The organism is Frondihabitans sucicola (genome assembly GCF_030296615.1).
GTDB lineage: Bacteria > Actinomycetota > Actinomycetes > Actinomycetales > Microbacteriaceae > Frondihabitans > Frondihabitans sucicola.
Window position 1 is genome coordinate 1,124,718 of sequence record NZ_AP027732.1, and the last position, 15,174, is coordinate 1,139,891.

18 protein-coding genes are annotated in these 15,174 nt (G+C 70.3%); 11 read left to right on the plus strand and 7 right to left on the minus strand.

What is annotated here, in order from left to right; all coding sequences use genetic code 11:
- Positions 1–255: 255 nt before the first annotated feature.
- From QUE79_RS05925 to QUE79_RS05960, 9 genes are all read left to right on the plus strand, one after another.
- Positions 256–831: a hypothetical protein gene (locus QUE79_RS05925; protein WP_286345865.1), complete on the plus strand. Its 576-nt coding sequence runs from the start codon at positions 256–258 to the stop codon at positions 829–831.
- 35 nt (positions 832–866) lie between these two features.
- Positions 867–1,160: a DUF427 domain-containing protein gene (locus QUE79_RS05930; RefSeq protein WP_286345866.1), complete on the plus strand. Its 294-nt coding sequence runs from the start codon at positions 867–869 to the stop codon at positions 1,158–1,160.
- Positions 1,161–1,315: 155 nt separating this feature from the next.
- Positions 1,316–2,071 (plus strand): DUF1684 domain-containing protein, encoded by a 756-nt coding sequence (locus QUE79_RS05935; protein ID WP_286345867.1) that lies wholly within the window; start codon positions 1,316–1,318, stop codon positions 2,069–2,071.
- A gap of 74 nt (positions 2,072–2,145) precedes the next feature.
- Positions 2,146–3,642, plus strand: coding sequence for an ABC transporter substrate-binding protein (locus QUE79_RS05940; RefSeq protein WP_286345868.1), 1,497 nt, complete (start codon positions 2,146–2,148; stop codon positions 3,640–3,642).
- A 15-nt stretch (positions 3,643–3,657) separates the two neighbouring features.
- Positions 3,658–4,653 (plus strand): ABC transporter permease, encoded by a 996-nt coding sequence (locus tag QUE79_RS05945; protein ID WP_286345869.1) that lies wholly within the window; start codon positions 3,658–3,660, stop codon positions 4,651–4,653.
- Positions 4,650–5,522, plus strand: coding sequence for an ABC transporter permease (locus QUE79_RS05950; RefSeq protein ID WP_286345870.1), 873 nt, complete (start codon positions 4,650–4,652; stop codon positions 5,520–5,522). The genes QUE79_RS05945 and QUE79_RS05950 overlap by 4 nt, the downstream gene beginning before the upstream one ends.
- Complete coding sequence (locus tag QUE79_RS25275; RefSeq protein ID WP_350271647.1) at positions 5,519–5,848, plus strand: ATP-binding cassette domain-containing protein; 330 nt, start codon at positions 5,519–5,521, stop codon at positions 5,846–5,848. Before QUE79_RS05950 ends, QUE79_RS25275 begins: the two co-directional genes overlap by 4 nt.
- Before the next feature lie 29 nt (positions 5,849–5,877).
- Positions 5,878–6,363, plus strand: coding sequence for an ATP-binding cassette domain-containing protein (locus tag QUE79_RS25280; protein WP_350271648.1), 486 nt, complete (start codon positions 5,878–5,880; stop codon positions 6,361–6,363).
- Positions 6,360–7,124 (plus strand): ABC transporter ATP-binding protein, encoded by a 765-nt coding sequence (locus tag QUE79_RS05960; protein ID WP_286345871.1) that lies wholly within the window; start codon positions 6,360–6,362, stop codon positions 7,122–7,124. Before QUE79_RS25280 ends, QUE79_RS05960 begins: the two co-directional genes overlap by 4 nt.
- A 154-nt stretch (positions 7,125–7,278) precedes the next feature.
- On the opposite strand, the gene QUE79_RS05965 is transcribed toward QUE79_RS05960, so the two are convergent.
- The 7 genes from QUE79_RS05965 to QUE79_RS05995 all read right to left on the minus strand — a co-directional run bounded on the left by QUE79_RS05965 (position 7,279) and on the right by QUE79_RS05995 (position 13,685).
- Positions 7,279–7,908 (minus strand): NUDIX hydrolase, encoded by a 630-nt coding sequence (locus tag QUE79_RS05965; RefSeq protein WP_286345872.1) that lies wholly within the window; start codon positions 7,906–7,908, stop codon positions 7,279–7,281.
- A 4-nt stretch (positions 7,909–7,912) separates the two neighbouring features.
- Complete coding sequence (locus QUE79_RS05970) at positions 7,913–9,478, minus strand: nicotinate phosphoribosyltransferase (RefSeq protein ID WP_286345873.1); 1,566 nt, start codon at positions 9,476–9,478, stop codon at positions 7,913–7,915.
- On the minus strand, positions 9,475–10,329 hold the full coding sequence (locus tag QUE79_RS05975) for a ribose-phosphate diphosphokinase (RefSeq protein ID WP_286345874.1): 855 nt from the start codon (positions 10,327–10,329) through the stop codon (positions 9,475–9,477). The genes QUE79_RS05970 and QUE79_RS05975 overlap by 4 nt, the downstream gene beginning before the upstream one ends.
- 112 nt (positions 10,330–10,441) lie before the next feature.
- Positions 10,442–11,083, minus strand: coding sequence for a CGNR zinc finger domain-containing protein (locus QUE79_RS05980; RefSeq protein WP_286345875.1), 642 nt, complete (start codon positions 11,081–11,083; stop codon positions 10,442–10,444).
- Between the two features lie 232 nt (positions 11,084–11,315).
- On the minus strand, positions 11,316–11,771 hold the full coding sequence (locus QUE79_RS05985; protein ID WP_286345876.1) for a SprT-like domain-containing protein: 456 nt from the start codon (positions 11,769–11,771) through the stop codon (positions 11,316–11,318).
- A gap of 10 nt (positions 11,772–11,781) precedes the next feature.
- Positions 11,782–12,930: a tetratricopeptide repeat protein gene (locus QUE79_RS05990; protein WP_286345877.1), complete on the minus strand. Its 1,149-nt coding sequence runs from the start codon at positions 12,928–12,930 to the stop codon at positions 11,782–11,784.
- 128 nt (positions 12,931–13,058) lie between these two features.
- Complete coding sequence (locus QUE79_RS05995; protein WP_286345878.1) at positions 13,059–13,685, minus strand: TetR family transcriptional regulator; 627 nt, start codon at positions 13,683–13,685, stop codon at positions 13,059–13,061.
- Between the two features lie 56 nt (positions 13,686–13,741).
- Between QUE79_RS05995 and QUE79_RS06000 the strand changes: the two genes are divergently transcribed.
- A complete protein-coding gene (locus QUE79_RS06000) occupies positions 13,742–14,995 on the plus strand; it encodes a DHA2 family efflux MFS transporter permease subunit (RefSeq protein WP_286345879.1) in 1,254 nt (417 codons plus the stop codon).
- Positions 14,992–15,162, plus strand: a complete 171-nt coding sequence (locus tag QUE79_RS06005; protein ID WP_286345880.1) for a hypothetical protein — start codon at positions 14,992–14,994, stop codon at positions 15,160–15,162. Before QUE79_RS06000 ends, QUE79_RS06005 begins: the two co-directional genes overlap by 4 nt.
- Positions 15,163–15,174 lie beyond the last annotated feature (12 nt).

The window sequence follows — 15,174 nt, forward strand, 5'->3', positions numbered from 1 at the left end:
ACCCGCTGCGCGGATCGCTCGGCGCGGAGAGCGCCTCCCAACCCGCACGGTGTTTGTACCCGCTGCGCGGATCGCTCGGCGCGGAGAGCGCCTCCCAACCCGCACAGCGGGCGGCGCGTGCCGGTGGGTTGCGGGTTGCTCTGCGCGGAGAGCGCGCGCGTGCCGGTGGGGTTGCGGGTTGCTCGGCGCGGAGAGCGCGCGAGTGCCGGTGGGGTTGCGGGTTGTGACCACACCACCCCTCGATATCGTGGGGGCATGCAGGAGTTCCGCGACCAGGGCCGCTACCAGGTGAGGTTCGAGTGGGGCGAAGCGGGCGCGAAGCGCATCGCGCACGGTGTCCACGCCGTCGTCGTGGTCGACGAACTCGACGGACACGGCGACGCGTCGGCCGCCCAGCTGGCGGCGGGGATCGCCCAGGCGACGGCATCCGGCGGTGCCGCAGCACCAGCCGTGCTCTGCGCGACCGAGGCCTCCGCTGCCGACGCGGCGTCGGTGATCCTGCGTCTCCAGGAGCGGCTCGGCGACCGCTGCATCATCGCTCTCGTGGGCGCCGGGTCCGTCGACGCGGACGGCTTCCGGACCGCCGTCGAAGACCACCTCGCAGCAGGCGCCGTCGTCGACGCGCTCGCCGAGGCCGGCATCGACTCGTCCAGCCCCGAGGCTGCAGCCGCCTGCGCGAGCTGGCAGAGCCTCCGTCGGGCGACCGGGCACCTGCTCACCGCGTCGACCTCCGCCAGGCGCTCCGGGGAAGGCGCGCAGGATGCCAGGGCTCAGCGGGCAGCGCATCCCGCCTCCGTCGCCGTCCTCCGGGAATTCAGCGCCCCGGCGTAGCGTTCGCCCTCGTAGATCAACCCTGTGGAGGAATCATGAAGGCTGTACTGAGCGACGGGACCGTGGTGGCCGAGGCCCCCGAGTCCGACCTGATCAAGATCGAGGGCAACTGGTACTTCCCGCCGGCGAGCGTCAACGATGCCCTCCTCGAGAAGACCGACACCCCCTACACGTGCCCGTGGAAGGGCGAAGCGCAGTACTTCGCCGTCAACGGCCTCCAGGACCGCGCGTGGAGCTACCCGACCCCCTACCCGACGTCGTTCGACCGCGTCGGCAAGGACTACTCGGGCTACGTCGCCTTCTGGAAAGAGGTCTCGGTCGTCGAGTAGCCCTCTTCGTCTACCTTCTGCCGCAACACGTTTCCCGGACAATTCAACCGGCCGCGACCGGTCTCATTGTCCGGGAAACGTGTTGCGGCCCGAGCCCTGGTCACACTCCGTAATCCGGATTAGGCAGAGCGCCGCCCGAGCGAAAGCATGGAATCATGCCCGAAACCCTGCCCACCTCGGTGGAACGCGCCGCAGCGACCCGCGACGCGTGGCGCAAGTCGCGCCTGGCCGGAGTCGCCGCCCCGCAGGGCAACCTCGCCCTGATCGAGACGCGCTGGCTCCCCGACGGCACCGAGATCAGCGACGCCGAGGCGCTCGCGGGCCAGCCGGCGACAGTGACGGTCACCCGCCTGACGCGGAGCAACCTCGACGACGGGCGGCCCGAGCACGGCATCCGGCTCTGGGACAGCGCGTCGGCCGCGATCCAGCACTTCGACACCATCTCGCTGTTCGACTTCGACCCCGGCTGGGTCATCGATGCCGAGTTCACACCCGTCTCGGCCGATCGCACCATCCCGTTCGAGCACATCCGAGACAACGGCTCGTCGCGCGACCTCGTCGTGCCCGGCGACATCACGTTCTCCCGCGACGGCGTCGACTACCGCCTGAGCGCGTTCGACGACGGCGGCGTGCTGCTGCTCGTGTTCGGCGACGCGACCAACGGCGCGCAGGATCCCGAGACGACCACCTACGGGTCCGGCCGCTTCCTCTTCGTGGAGCGCCCGTCGTCCGGCACCGGTTTCGTCGACGCCGGCCCCGTGGTGCTCGACTTCAACAAGGCCTTCGTGCCGCCCTGCGGCTTCTCCGAGCAGTACAACTGTCCCCTCCCACCCGTTCAGAATCGCTTCCGCGGTCCTGTCGAAGCCGGTGAGCGCGATCTCGTGCTGACCGACGGCTTCAGCATCCACTAGTCCCTTCCGCAGCACCGTGCGCCGGTCGCCTCCCTGCTCGACCGGCCGCAGACCATCCCCAGGAGTCCCAACCCGTGAAGAAGAAACTCGGCCTCGCCACAGGCGTCGCCCTCGTCGCAGCCCTGGCTCTGGCGGCCTGCTCCGGCACGTCGACCAGCCCGACGAAGCCCGTGAGCGCGACGATCAACATCGGATCGGTCTACGAGCCGCAGAACCTCGACAACACCGCCGGCGGCGGCCAGGGCGTCACCGAAGCCCTGAACGGCAACGTCTACGAGGGTCTGTTCCGTCTGACCGACTCCGGCAAGGTCCAGAACCTCCTCGCCAGCAGCTACACGAAGTCGTCCGACGGACTCACCTACACGTTCACGCTGCGCTCGGGCGTCACCTTCCACTCCGGCGACAAGCTCACCTCGAAAGACGTGAAGTACAGCATCGACAAGGTCACGGCCGCTGATTCGCAGTCGGCCCGCAAATCGAGCCTCACCGTCATCAAGAGCATCGACACCCCCGATGACGCGACCGTCGTCGTGCATCTCTCCAGCCGATCCATCTCGCTGCCCTACAACCTCAGCTACGTCTGGATCATCGATCACTCGGCGAAGAACCTCAAGACGTCCGAAGACGGCACCGGTCCCTACGAGCTCGGCACCTGGAAGCACGGCTCGTCGCTCAGCCTGGACCGCTCTTCGAAGTACTGGGGCACGCCGGCGAAGAACGCCGGCGTGGTCTTCCACTACTACTCCGACGCCACCGCTCTGAACAACGCGCTGCTGACCAACGCGGTCGACGTCGTCACGAGCGAGCAGAGCCCCGACGCGCTGACCCAGTTCACCGGCAACGCGTCGTACAAGGTCACCGACGGCAAATCGACGACCAAGCTCCTGCTCGCGTTCAACGACAAGGTCGCGCCGTTCGACAAGGTGGAGGTCCGAAAGGCGATCACCTCCGCCATCGACAACAAGAAGCTGCTCGCGTCGATCTGGGGGAAGTACGGCACGCTGATCGGTTCCATGGTGCCGCCGACCGACCCCTGGTACGAGAACCTCACGAAGGTCAACCCGTACGACGTGACACTCGCCAAGAAGGAGCTGGCCGAGGCCGGCTACGCCAAGGGCTTCACCTTCACCCTCGACACACCGAACTACGACCCGCACCCCGCCGCCGCTCAGATCATCAAGAGCGACCTCGCGAAGGTCGGCATCACGGTGAAGATCAACATCATCACGCCCGACACCTGGTACTCGAAGGTCTACCAGGCGCACGACTTCGAGGCGACGATGCAGGAGCACGTCAACGACCGTGACGTCGTGTTCTACGGCAACCCCGACTTCTACTGGGGCTACGACAACCCGAAGGTCACCGCCTGGGTGAAGGAGGCCGAGGAGGCGCAGACCACCGCCGGCCAGACCGCTCTGCTCAAGAAGGTCAACACGCAGATCGCCGACGACGCGGCCAGCGACTGGCTGTACCTCTACCCGCAGATCGTCGTCGCCTCGTCGAAGCTCTCCGGCTACCCGGTCAACGGCCTGAACTCGCAGTTCTACGCCTACGACATCGTCAAGAAGTAGGTACCGTCGCACCCGATGGTCTCGTATCTGATCCGACGGTTCGCGTTCCTCGTCATCACCCTGGTGCTGGCGTCGATCGTGCTGTTCGTCCTCCTCCGGCTGCTGCCGGGCGACCCGGCGAACGCTCTGCTGTCGGTCGGCGCAACGAAGGAGCAGATCGCGGCGGCCCGCGAGCACGTCGGTGAGAACCTGCCGCTGGTCGCCCAGTTCTTCCGCTGGTTCGGACAGCTCGCCCGTCTCGACCTCGGCACCTCGTACATCTCCGGGCTCCCGGTGGGTCCCGAGATCGTGCAGCGACTCGTCGTGACGGTGCCGCTGACACTGATGGCCTTCGTGCTCGCGGTGATCATCGCGGTGCCGGTCGGATTCGTCGCCGCCTACAAGTCGCACCGCTGGTACGGGATCCTGCTCTCGGCCATCTCGCAGCTGGGGATCGCGGTGCCGGTCTTCTGGATCGGCGTCCTGCTGGTCACGCTCTTCGCGCTGACGCTCAAGGTGCTTCCGGCCGGAGGTTTCCCGCAGGACGACTGGGCCGACCCCGGCGCGGCGCTGCAGTCGCTGGCGCTGCCGGTCGTGACCGTGGCGCTCGTGATGTCGGCATCGGTCACGCGCTACGTCCGGAGCGCCGTCCTCGACGTCCTCGACAGCGACTACCTCCGGTCGTCGCGGGCCCTCGGCGCCGGATTCGCCGAAGCCATGTGGCGTCACGGGCTGCGAAACGCCTCGGTGCCGGTCATCTCGATCCTGGGCATCGAGCTGGCGACCACCTTCCTCGGGGCGGTCGTCGTCGAGAGCGTGTTCGCGCTGCCCGGGCTCGGCAGCATGCTGCTCACGTCGATCGCGCAGCACGACTACCCCGACATTCAGGGCGTCCTGTTCGTGAGTACCTTCGTCGTGCTCGTCGTCGGGTTCCTGGCCGACTTCGTCCAGCGCCTCGTCGACCCGCGGCTCCGCGCCAGCGTCAACGGCAACCGCTTCGCGTCCGGACGACGTCGGGCGGCCAGAGCATGAGCGGCGACGTCGCGAGCCTGCCACCGGTGGTCCGGGTCGCGAACCGGACGACCGGCCGGCGGCGGTCCGCGACGCTCTGGATCGGCGTCGTGCTCGTCGGCATCATCCTCGTGACCGCGCTGGTCTCGTTCGTCTGGCTGCCGTACTCGCCGGAGGACATCTCCGGCGGACGCCTCGCGCCGCCGTCGGCCGCACACTGGGCGGGCACCGACAAGCTCGGCCGAGACCTGCTGACGCAGCTCATCATCGGTGCGCGCATCGCGCTCGAGGTCGGGGCAGGATCCGTCGTGCTCGGCGGGGTGATCGGCCTCCTCCTCGGATTGGCCTCGGCGTTCGCGCAGCGCTGGCTCGACGACGGGCTGTCGGCCGTGCTCGACGTCCTCATCGCGTTCCCCACGCTGCTCGTGGCGATGCTGGTCGTGGCGGCCAGCGGGGCGTCCCTGGGGTCCGCGATCCTGGCGATCGGGCTCGCCATGAGCGCCGTGGTCGCGCGTCTGACCCGGATCCTGGCCAAGCGCGTGCTCTCGCTCGACTACATCACGGCCGCGCGGGTGTCCGGAACGCGCTGGCCCGGACTCGTCGTGCAGCACGTGCTGCCCAACATCTGGCCGACGGTCGTGGTGAACCTGGCCCTGCAGTTCGGTCTCGCCGTCCTCGCCGAGGCCAGCCTCTCGTACCTCGGCCTGGGCAGCCCGCCGCCGAACGCCTCGTGGGGAAGCATCCTCCAGCAGGCGCAGGGCACCGTGCTCGTCGCCCCGATCGGCGCGATCGCCCCCGGGGTCCTGCTCGTCGTGCTCGTGATCGGCGTCAACCTCGTCGCCGACGGGCTCCGCGACGTCGGCGACCCGACGCGCAGGAGGCGCTCGTGAGCGACACGGCCGCGACCAGCGGCAGCGACGGCCTCGTCGTCCGGAACCTCACGATCGCGGGGCCCGACGGCTCTGCTCTCGTCGACGACTTCTCGTTCGCCATCGCACCCGGACAGCGGCTCGGCGTGATCGGTGAATCCGGCAGCGGAAAGTCGCTGACGGCGCTGGCCGTGCTCGGGCTGCTGCCCGACGCCCTGGTGCCGAGCGGCTCGGTCCGTCTCTCCGGGCGCGAGATGGTCGGCGCCGCCGAGCGCTCCCGGGTCGCGCTGCGGGGCACCGAGGTCGCGATCGTGTTCCAGGAGCCGCTCACCTCCTCGACCCGCTGATGCGGGTCGGCCGGCAGGTCGCGGAGCCGGTGCGACGCACCGCGGCCCGGCAGGGCTCGAAGCCAGGCCGCACCGAGATCCCCGAGCGCGTGCTGGAGGCGCTTCGCGAGGTGAGCCTCCCCGATCCTGCGCGCATCGCGAACGCGTACCCGCACGAGATCTCCGGCGGCCAGCGCCAGCGCGTCGCCATCGCCATCGCGCTCGCTGCGCGCCCGAAACTGCTGATCGCCGACGAACCCACGACCGCGCTCGACGTCAGCGTCCAGGCCGAGATCCTCGAGCTGCTCGACCGGGTGGTGGCCGAACGCGACACGTCGCTGCTGTTCATCAGCCACGACCTCGCCGTCGTGTCGCAGGTGGCCGACGACGTCGTCGTCCTCCGGCAGGGGCGCGTCGTCGACCGCGGGTCGCTCCGCGCGCTCATCGCGACCCCGGGGAGCGAGTACACCCGCGCGCTCGTGGCGGGAGCCCGCGTGCTGGACGACGCGCTCGACAACCCGGGGAGGGTCTCGTGACCGCGCCGCTGCTCGAGGTGCGCGACCTCGGATACACGTACCGGCGTGATCCTGCGCTCGAAAACGTGTCGTTCACGGTCGACCGGGGCCAGAACCTCGGCATCGTCGGCGAGTCCGGCGCCGGCAAGACGACCCTGCTGCGGCTCCTGCTGGGCCTCACCCGGCCGACGACCGGCGGCATCGACACCGACGGCGTGCCGTTCGACGCCGGCGACCGAGCCGCGCTGCGGCGCCACCGCACCTTCGCCCAGGCGGTCTTCCAAGACCCCTACTCGTCGCTCGATCCGCGGCAGAACGTGGGCAGGATCGTCTCGGAGCCCCTCCGATCCCTCCACCTGTCGACGACGGGCTCCGAGACGCGGACCAGGGTCGCATCCGCTCTGGAGGCCGTCGGCCTGCCCGCCGACGCCGCGGAGCGCTACCCGCACGAGTTCTCCGGCGGCCAGCGCCAGCGCATCGCCATCGCCCGCGCCATCGTTCCGCGGCCTCAGCTGCTCGTCGCGGACGAACCGGTCAGCGCGCTCGACCTCTCGACCCGGGTGCGGATCGTCGAGCTCCTGTCGTCGCTCTCGATCGGCGGGCTGACAGTGGTGGTCGTCTCCCACGACCTCGGAACGGTCGCCGCCCTCTGCGAACGGACCCTCGTGCTCGAGCGCGGACGCGTCGTCGAACAGGGGCCGACGGCCGCCCTGCTCGCGGCGCCCGAGCACCCCTACACGCGGAAGCTCCTGGCCGCCGTGCCGCGCCTGCCGCGGCGCTAGCCGCCTGTTGCCCCGTGCCCGTTGCCCGTTGCCTTGTGCCGCAACGCGTTTTACGGACACTTCAACGCGCCGCGGCGCGTCTCATTGTCCGCAAAACGTTTTACGGCAGCCCGGTAAGGGGCCGAGGAGGCAAGGCGCAGAGGCAGGAGCAGCGCTACCGCCAGCGCCAGCTGGTCGCCGGGCGCCCGCCCGTCGCGGCCGTCGAGTCGAGTCGCTCCAGCCCGGGGTGCTTCGAGAGGCCCCGGTGGAAGTTGCCCGCGTGCGGCTTCAGCCCCGTCAGCTCCGCCTCGAGGGCGCTGCCGGCCGCGGTCGAGAAGGTGTCGCCGGTGAGGGCGCGGGTCAGGGGGACGTCGGACCAGAGCCGGGTGCGGACGTGCTCCCGCGCGACGGCGATGATCGCGTCGTGGTCGAACGGGAGGTCGAGGGCGCCCGAGGCCGCGGGTGTCCACAGGGTCGCCGAGCCGGCGTCGGGACCGGTGACAGCGACGAAGGCGACGCTGATCGCCCGGCTGCGCGGGTCGCGCCCCGGGCCGTCGAAGGCTCCGAGCTGGGCGAGGTGACGCACTTCGGCCGCCCTGATGCCCGCTTTCGCGTCGAGCGCCCGCGACGCCGCCGCCACGAGCAGCTCGGACGGCCCGAGAAGCACGCCCGGCAGGGCCTCCGATCCGGCGAACGGATCGAAAGCCCGGGTAGCCGTGCCGATCAGCAGGCCCGCGACGCGGTCGAAGGCGAGCGGGACCACGTCGATGGCGATGAGGGGCTGGTCTCGGACGAGATCAGGCACGGTCTCAGCCCTCGGTGTGCGGGGTGCGAGCGGCCCTGGCGGCCCTGGCGTCGCGGAGAGTGGCGCGGACATCGGCGAACGACTGCAGCCTCATGAACGCTCCGTCCTCCCAGACGGTCTGCAGCAGGCTGTCCGCTTCGTCGGCCGGTGACACCTGGTCGGTCTGGACGATCTCTCCGGTCGCGTCGAGGTGGAGCGCGATCCTGCCCTTGGCGCTCTTCTTGCCGGCGCCGCCGGTCTTCGGGTCTTTCTGGATGTCGACCGGCACCCCGTCGACGAGCGCCCAGGTCGCCTTGACGGCGCTGCCGAGGTTGTCGCGGGTGAGGTACTGGTACGTGTACGACCCGACGCCGAGCACGACGTTCTGCGACGAGTAGCCCTTCGCCTCGAGCCGCTCGAAGATGCGGCGGGCCCGGTCGAGCGTGATGCTGTCGCCGTAGATGACGCCGACGTGGGTGTCGAGCACCTTGTAGCCCTTGTCGTTGACGGTGTGGCCGAACTCCTCGTCGAGCAGCTCGACGACGCCCTTCTCGGCGGGCGTGCGCGCGGCGCGGTCGGTGTCCGACAGCTCGGCCAGCGTGTCGCCGAACAGCTCGCCGGTCACGATGTCGACGGGGTCACCCGAGTCGGGCCGGATCACGAGGCGTCCGTCGCGCCCCAGGATCCGGTCGCGAAGGGCCGGAAGCACCTCGGTGACCACCTTGAACAGGTCGTAGCCGTCGCTGACCGCCGACACGATGCCGGTCGGGTAGGTGTCGAGGATCTGCTCGAAGGTCTCGAGTTCGCCCTGCTCGCCGCGGATGCACATCACCGAGTGCTCGGTGGCCGGCACCGAGGCCGCCACCCAGCCGTTGTCGCCGGGGTAGTAGCGGTCGATGAAGTCGAAGGTCGGCATCGAGTCGGTGCCGAGGAAGGAGAGCAGGTGACCGGCGCTCGACGCGGCAGCCGACTCGATCGAGGCCTGTCCGCGCATCGAGAAGTCGTGCGCCTGGAAGTCGACGGTCGCAGGATCCGCGCCCGTCTTCTCGGCCCACGCCTCCATCAGATCGCGGTATTCGAGCGCGATCGTCGCGACGGTCGACGGGTGCCAGATGCTGGCCGACAGCGCCGTCTCGATGTAGTTCGGCAGCCAGAAGAACGCGTCGTGTGTGTTCTCGACGGTGAGCGTCGCCACGCCGATCGGGGCGAGCGTGCCCTCGGGAAGGGCCTTGACGCGCAGCGGCAGGTAGCCGAGGTCGTGGAGGGCCCGCACGTGGTCGGACCCGATCTCGTTCGGACCGAAGTAGCCGAGCAGCGCCTTCTCGAAGAGGTCGCAGACCTCGTCGACGTCGGCCTCGAAGAACGGCGCCCAGGCCTCGGTGAGGTAGCTCTGCGCGAACGCCTGGAGGCCGAAGACGACCGCGTGGCTGGACCCGGGCAGCAGCTTGTTGCTGCGGTTGGTCCAGTTGATCAGGATGCGCGTGGTGCCGGCCGGGTAGAGCTGGCGGTGGCTCTGCTTGTAGCCGTCGGTGGTGAGGAGCGCCGCGATCGGGCTGGCGGTGGTGATGCGCGGGGTGATGGTGGACGTCACTGGAGTGCTCCTGTCAGGTAGCTTTCGAGGGGGATGGTGATGAGGCCGGGGATCTCGTTCTGGGCCTCGTACGAATCGGTGGTGACGACTTCTCCGAAGTGCTCGGCGAGAGCCGGTGCGCGGCCCGAGAAGACGCCGTGGCTGACGTAGAGGCCGAGGCGCTCCCTCGGGAGGCCGGTCGCCTCGGCCAGGCCCATGAACGTTCCGCCGCCGTCGCAGATGTCGTCGACGACCAGGAAGCGGCCGGTCTCGGGAAGTTCTTCGCAGGTGAACCCGCCCAGCTTGCCGGTGTCGGGGTTGCGGTGCTTCTCCGCCCGGTAGAGGGGGAGGTGGGCGATGGTCGCGACCGCTTGGGCGCGGGCCACGGCACCCTTGTCGGGGGCGATGATGCCGGCGTAGCGCTGCGGCCTGACGTCGCTGTCGGCGCGGCCGACGACGTGGCGCCGCACGAGCTGGGCCGAGTCGACCACGGTCAGGTTGTCGATCAGCCCGACGATCACGGGCGAGTGCGGGTCGAAGGCGACGACCTGGTCGAGGTGGAAGCCGTTGATGATGTCGGCGTAGACCTTCGCTCCGAACGGGAGACCGCGATCCTGCCGTGCTCCGGGGAGGTACGGGATGAACGCGACGCTGCGGGCGCCACGCTGGCGGACGGCGTCGGCCCACATGCCCAGCATGATCAGGTCGTTCGCGTCGGTGCCGATGAGGGTGAAGGTCTCGGTGAGAGGGCCCTTGTGGTCGTTCTCGTTGATGACCTTGATGTGCGCTTCGCCGGCCGGGAAGAGCATGGATTCGAACGTCGGGGTGGTGACGTAGCCGGGCCCGATCCGAGTTGCCATCGTGTATGTCATGGCTCCACTGTAGCAGTAATTCTCATTACGAGAAAAAGTGTTGCAGCCCGGGTGTGTCGCTCGCTTGCTGCCGCAACGCGTTTCCCGGACAATTCGACCGGCCGCGGCGCGTCTAGTTGTCCGGGAAACGCGTTGCGGCGGCTCGAGCCCGGTGCGCGCGGACCTTGGCCCGGTTGCCGCACTTCGGCATGGAGCACCAGCGACGGCTGCCGGCCCGGGAGTCGTCGTGGAAGACGAGGCCGCAGTCGTCGGCAGCGCACCTCTTGATCCGGCGATCGGCCTCGCCGAGGAAGCCGACCGTCGAGAACAGCGTGACGGCGTCGCGTGCGACGGACGACATCGCCTGGCCGACCCGTAGGCGCCCCGCGCCCGCCTGGCGGCTTCCGCCCGCGAGCGAAGGCGGTACGTCGGGGGTCGCCGCATAGAGGTTGAGCAGGTCGACGTCGCGGGTGTCGGGAGTGTGGCCGTCCGCCGCGCACAGAGCCAGGCGGGCGATCGCGTCGCGCAGGGACCGCGCGTCGAGCAGCTCGCGCTCGGTCGGGGCGGAGCCGAGGCCCTCGTAGCGCTCGGAGAGCCAGTCGCCGAGGTCGGCGGGGAGCAGCAGGCCGTCCCATCCCGCGCCGGGCAGCCCGCTGGCGGGCCCGAATGCGTCGTCCGGGAACCCGCCGAGGTAGGCGAAGTCGAGGCTCGGGGCGCCCGCGTCGAAGAACCAGCGTGTTCCGCTGTCGGAGCGGAACCAGTTCCCCTGAGGCATGTAACCAGCCTAGCGGGGAGCTGCCGCCGGAAATCGAAGGGGATTTTCGCGCGGGCAGCGTGTTCATGGGGATCGGAGGCCGTCCGGGCGAAAATCCCCTTCGATTTCTGCCGGGGCCGGGGCCGGGGCGGGGCCGGGGAGCGCGAGGTGGGGCCGGGGCGGGGGCCGGGGAGCACGAGGTGGGGCCGGGGTGGGGCCGGCGGCGCGACGGGCGGGGCCGGACGACGGGACGTCAGGCGGGGCGACGGCTCCAGGAGATCAGGTTGGCGGCGTCGTACCGCTTCGCGCAGCGGCCGCAGGCCAGCGGTCGCAGGGGCGTCCGGTACCGGTAGTGCTCGTGCCCGGCCGGGCAGCGCCCGATCCACGGAGCCAGCTCGGACGCGATGGCGCCGTCGTGCAGTCGGCCCCCGACGTAGCCGAGCTCGCGCGCGACGGTGCGCCAGCGCGGCCCGTGACCCGCCTTCGATCCTGCGATCGCGTGAGCGACCTCGTGCAGCAGCACCTGGTGGATCTCGTCGTCGTCGTATCGCCCGGCCAGGTGCCGTGACACGGTGATGCGGTGCTTCGTGTAGTCGCAGAGCCCCGCGCGCGTCTTGGCGTTGTCGAAGGCGAAGTTCCAGACGGCAGGATCGAGATGGAGCGAGATGAGCGCGTCGGCCCACTGCCGCACGCGGTCGAGTTCCGCCACGCCCGACCCGCTACGAGCGGTCGGACGGGGGCGTCTTCTGGTTCGACGCGTCGAACGCGCCCCAGATGCTGCGAGCGGCCTTCCGGGCCCGGTTGACCTCGGCGTCGAAGCCGGTGGCCTGCGGCTCGTCGTCTTCGTTGCGGTCTTCGTCGTCGACCGAGCGGCGCGAGCGGCCCGGGGCGGTGGCGTGCGGCACGGCGATGGCCTGCGTCTCGACTCCGATCGACGCGGCGTCGGGCACGGGCTCGTCGGAGGCCGCGTCGGGGTCGAGGCGAGCGGCGGCGGGATCGAGGCGGGCGGGTGCCTCCGGCGCTTGTTCCGGGGCGCCGAGGAAGGCGGGCGAGCCGGTGGTGCGGAACAGGGGCGTGGGGTTGGTGTCTCCGTCGTCGGCGTCGTCGGCCTCCGCTTCGACGGCCGTCTCGGTGCCGAGGGTGCCGGGCGCGTCGACGACGACCGGGGTGACCATGGGCTCGCGAGCGTCGTCGACCTCGTCGCCGTCGGCCGCGTCGGCCGCGTCTGACGTGGAATCGACGAGGGGCTCGGGAGCGGAGCCCTGCAGGATCGCGCGCATGACCCCTTCGATCGCGACCCGCAGCCCGTTGGTGCGCTCGGCCGGTGCGCCGGCCTTCTCGTACGCGGCCAGGGCGGCGGTCAGGGAGGTGCGCGCCTCGTCGTAGCGACCGAGGTCGTAGAGCGTGTAGCCCTCGAGCTCGGCGGCCGCGGCCTCGAGCTCGTGCCACTCCTCGGTGGCTGCGCTGATGCGGCTGGTGTGCAGGTCGTTCAGGGCCCGCTCGAGGCGGCCCTGCTCTTTGAAGACGTAGGCGCGACGGATGCGGGCGGCGGTGGAGTCGGCCCGGTCACCGGTGAAGTGAGCGAGGCGGAACGCCTCCTCGGAGATGGCCAGAGCCTCGTCGAGTCGGCCGAGCATGCGCAGCAGGTCGGCGCGCTCGCCGAGGGCGGCGGTGCTGCGGCTGGCTCCGAGTTCGGCGAGCCGACCCTCGAGCGAACCGGCGTCGATCGCGGGGCGGAGGCTCACCGGGTCGAAGTGCGCGGTCGACGAAGCGCCCGTCGGCACGATCGGTGCGGTCAGGCTCGCGGGCACGGGGTGGCTGGTCGGGCCACCGTGCGCGTCGTTGTCGGAGTGGTCGTGCTCGGTCATCGTTTACGAGGGTAGTCGCGCCGGGCCGGTTTTGGCTCCATCGCCGCGCGCCGTCGGTCGTTCGCGGTGCGCACATGACGGCTTCGACCGGACGTGAGCGGCGAGTCGAGCACGACGAACGAACGGGGTCACGGGCGGTAGGCGCGGAGGAACGCCTGCACCCCGTCGGCGACGATCTCGTGGCGACGCGCCTTCGGAGCGTCGGCCTCGTCTTGAAGGAGGCGGAACGTCAGCGCTCCGAAATGGTCGGCCGCCGTGAGCGGCTTCGCAAGGCGCAGGAGCCCGATGCGCTCGAACGTCGTGAAGTACTCGGCCAGCAGGGTCTCGGGCTCGCGGGTGTCCCACTGGTCGCGGAGCACCGGCAGGTGGGCTGCCTCGGTCGACACCAGGCGCCGCAGCGAGCTGTACGCGTCGGAGCCCATCGTGGTGTCGGAGATCCGCGCGACGAACCGGATGAGGCTCGCCTCGAGCGTCTCGGGAGCCTCGGAGACCGGCCCCAGCTCTTCGTCGGCCGCCTCCGTCACCGAGGCCAGGAGGGAGGCCGCGGCCGACTCGACGACTCGGAGCAGGATCGTGCTCTTGTCGCCGAAGTAGTCGTAGATCGTCCGTTTCGACACCCCGGCGGCGGCCGCCACGGCGTCGACGCTCGTGCGCTCGAAGCCCTCGGTCATGAAGAGGTCTCGGGCGGCCAGGAGGATGGCGGAGCGCTTGGCCGCGGATCCTGCGCGAAGCGGTTTGGTCTCGACCGGAGGCATGCGCCGATTCTAGTGACCCCTCGCTTAACTACACTGCACGGTGTAGTTTACTTTTCATGACTTCGACACTCGAAACGACGCCGGCGCTGGTCAGCGACCGACGGCTCACCGTGATCAGCGTCGTGCTGCTCCTCGGCACGATCACGACGATCCTCGACACGACGATCGTCAACGTGGCCCTCGACCACCTCCACGTGGTCTTCCACGCCTCCGTCGCCTCGACCCAGTGGATCTCGAGCGGGTACCTCCTGGCGCTCGCCGGCGTGATCCCGCTCTCCGGGTGGGCCACCGAGCGCTTCGGCGCGAAAGCCGTCTGGACCACCGCGGTCGGCGCCTTCCTCCTGGGGTCGGTCCTCTGCGGGCTCTCGTGGAACCTGCCGAGCCTGATCGGGTTCCGCGTCCTCCAGGGCATCGGCGGCGGTCTCGTCCTGCCGCTGACCGTGACGATCCTCACCCAGACGGCCGGCCCGGCGCGCCTCGGTCGAGCCATCGGCACCATCGCGATCCCCGGCCAGCTCGCCCCGATCCTGGGGCCGGTCATCGGCGGCGCGCTCGTGTCGTCGGTCAGCTGGCGCTGGCTGTTCTTCGTCAACGTCCCGCTCTGCCTCGCCGCGCTGATCCTGGCGCCGCGTCTCCTGCCGGCCGGCGAGCCCAAACGCGGTCACCCGTTCGACGCGATCGGGTTCGTCCTGCTGACACCCGGGCTCGTCGCACTGGCCTGGGGCATCAGCGCGGCAGGACGCGACGGTGGATTCTCGGCGGTCGGCTCGTGGCTGCCGACGATCGCCGGCGCCGTCCTCGTCGCCGCCTTCGCCGTCTGGTCGCTCCGCTCCAAGGGCATCCCGCTCCTCGACGTGCGCCCGTTCGCCCGCCGGAGTTTCGGCCTGTCGAGCGTGATCACCTTCGTCGGCGGCTTCTCCAGCTACGCCGTCATGTTCCTGCTGCCGCTCTTCTACCAGCAGCTGCGCGGCGACTCGACACTCCAGACCGGCCTGCTGCTGATCCCGCAGGGGCTCGGCACCGTCACCTTCATGCTGCTGAACCGCACGATCGCCGGGCGCGTCCCGACCAAGTGGATCGTGGCCACCGGCTCCCTCCTGATCATGCTCGGAGCCGTGCCGTTCGCCGTCGTCGGGGCATCGGGACACGACGTCCTGCTCCTCGCCTCGCAGTACGTCATCGGCTTCGGCTCGGGCGCGATCCTGATGACCATCATGACGCTGGCCTTCTCAGGCCTCGGCCGGAGCGAGATCCCCGGGCCGGCGCGGCGTTCAGCGTCGTGCAGCGGGTCGGAGCGCCGTTCGGAGTGACGGTCGTCGCGGTCCTGCTCGAGAGCGCCATCGACCGAGGCGGCGCAGGATCCGAGGCGCTCGCCGGGGCCTTCGGATCGACCTTCTGGTGGGTGGTCGGGTTCGGGGTCGTGCCGCTCGTGCTGGCGCTGTTCCTGCCGCGCGCGCCGAAGCAGCCCGCCGTCTGAGGCGCCCCGCAC

Coding starts and splice junctions, on each gene's coding strand:
- QUE79_RS05975 (WP_286345874.1), bottom strand. CDS start 10,329: ATGACATACACGATGGCAACTCGGATCGGGCCCGGCTACGTCACCACC.
- QUE79_RS05980 (WP_286345875.1), bottom strand. CDS start 11,083: ATGCCTCAGGGGAACTGGTTCCGCTCCGACAGCGGAACACGCTGGTTC.
- QUE79_RS06000 (WP_286345879.1), top strand. CDS start 13,742: ATGACTTCGACACTCGAAACGACGCCGGCGCTGGTCAGCGACCGACGG.
- QUE79_RS05930 (WP_286345866.1), top strand. CDS start 867: ATGAAGGCTGTACTGAGCGACGGGACCGTGGTGGCCGAGGCCCCCGAG.
- QUE79_RS05935 (WP_286345867.1), top strand. CDS start 1,316: ATGCCCGAAACCCTGCCCACCTCGGTGGAACGCGCCGCAGCGACCCGC.
- QUE79_RS05995 (WP_286345878.1), bottom strand. CDS start 13,685: ATGCCTCCGGTCGAGACCAAACCGCTTCGCGCAGGATCCGCGGCCAAG.
- QUE79_RS05950 (WP_286345870.1), top strand. CDS start 4,650: ATGAGCGGCGACGTCGCGAGCCTGCCACCGGTGGTCCGGGTCGCGAAC.
- QUE79_RS05945 (WP_286345869.1), top strand. CDS start 3,658: ATGGTCTCGTATCTGATCCGACGGTTCGCGTTCCTCGTCATCACCCTG.
- QUE79_RS05990 (WP_286345877.1), bottom strand. CDS start 12,930: ATGACCGAGCACGACCACTCCGACAACGACGCGCACGGTGGCCCGACC.
- QUE79_RS05925 (WP_286345865.1), top strand. CDS start 256: ATGCAGGAGTTCCGCGACCAGGGCCGCTACCAGGTGAGGTTCGAGTGG.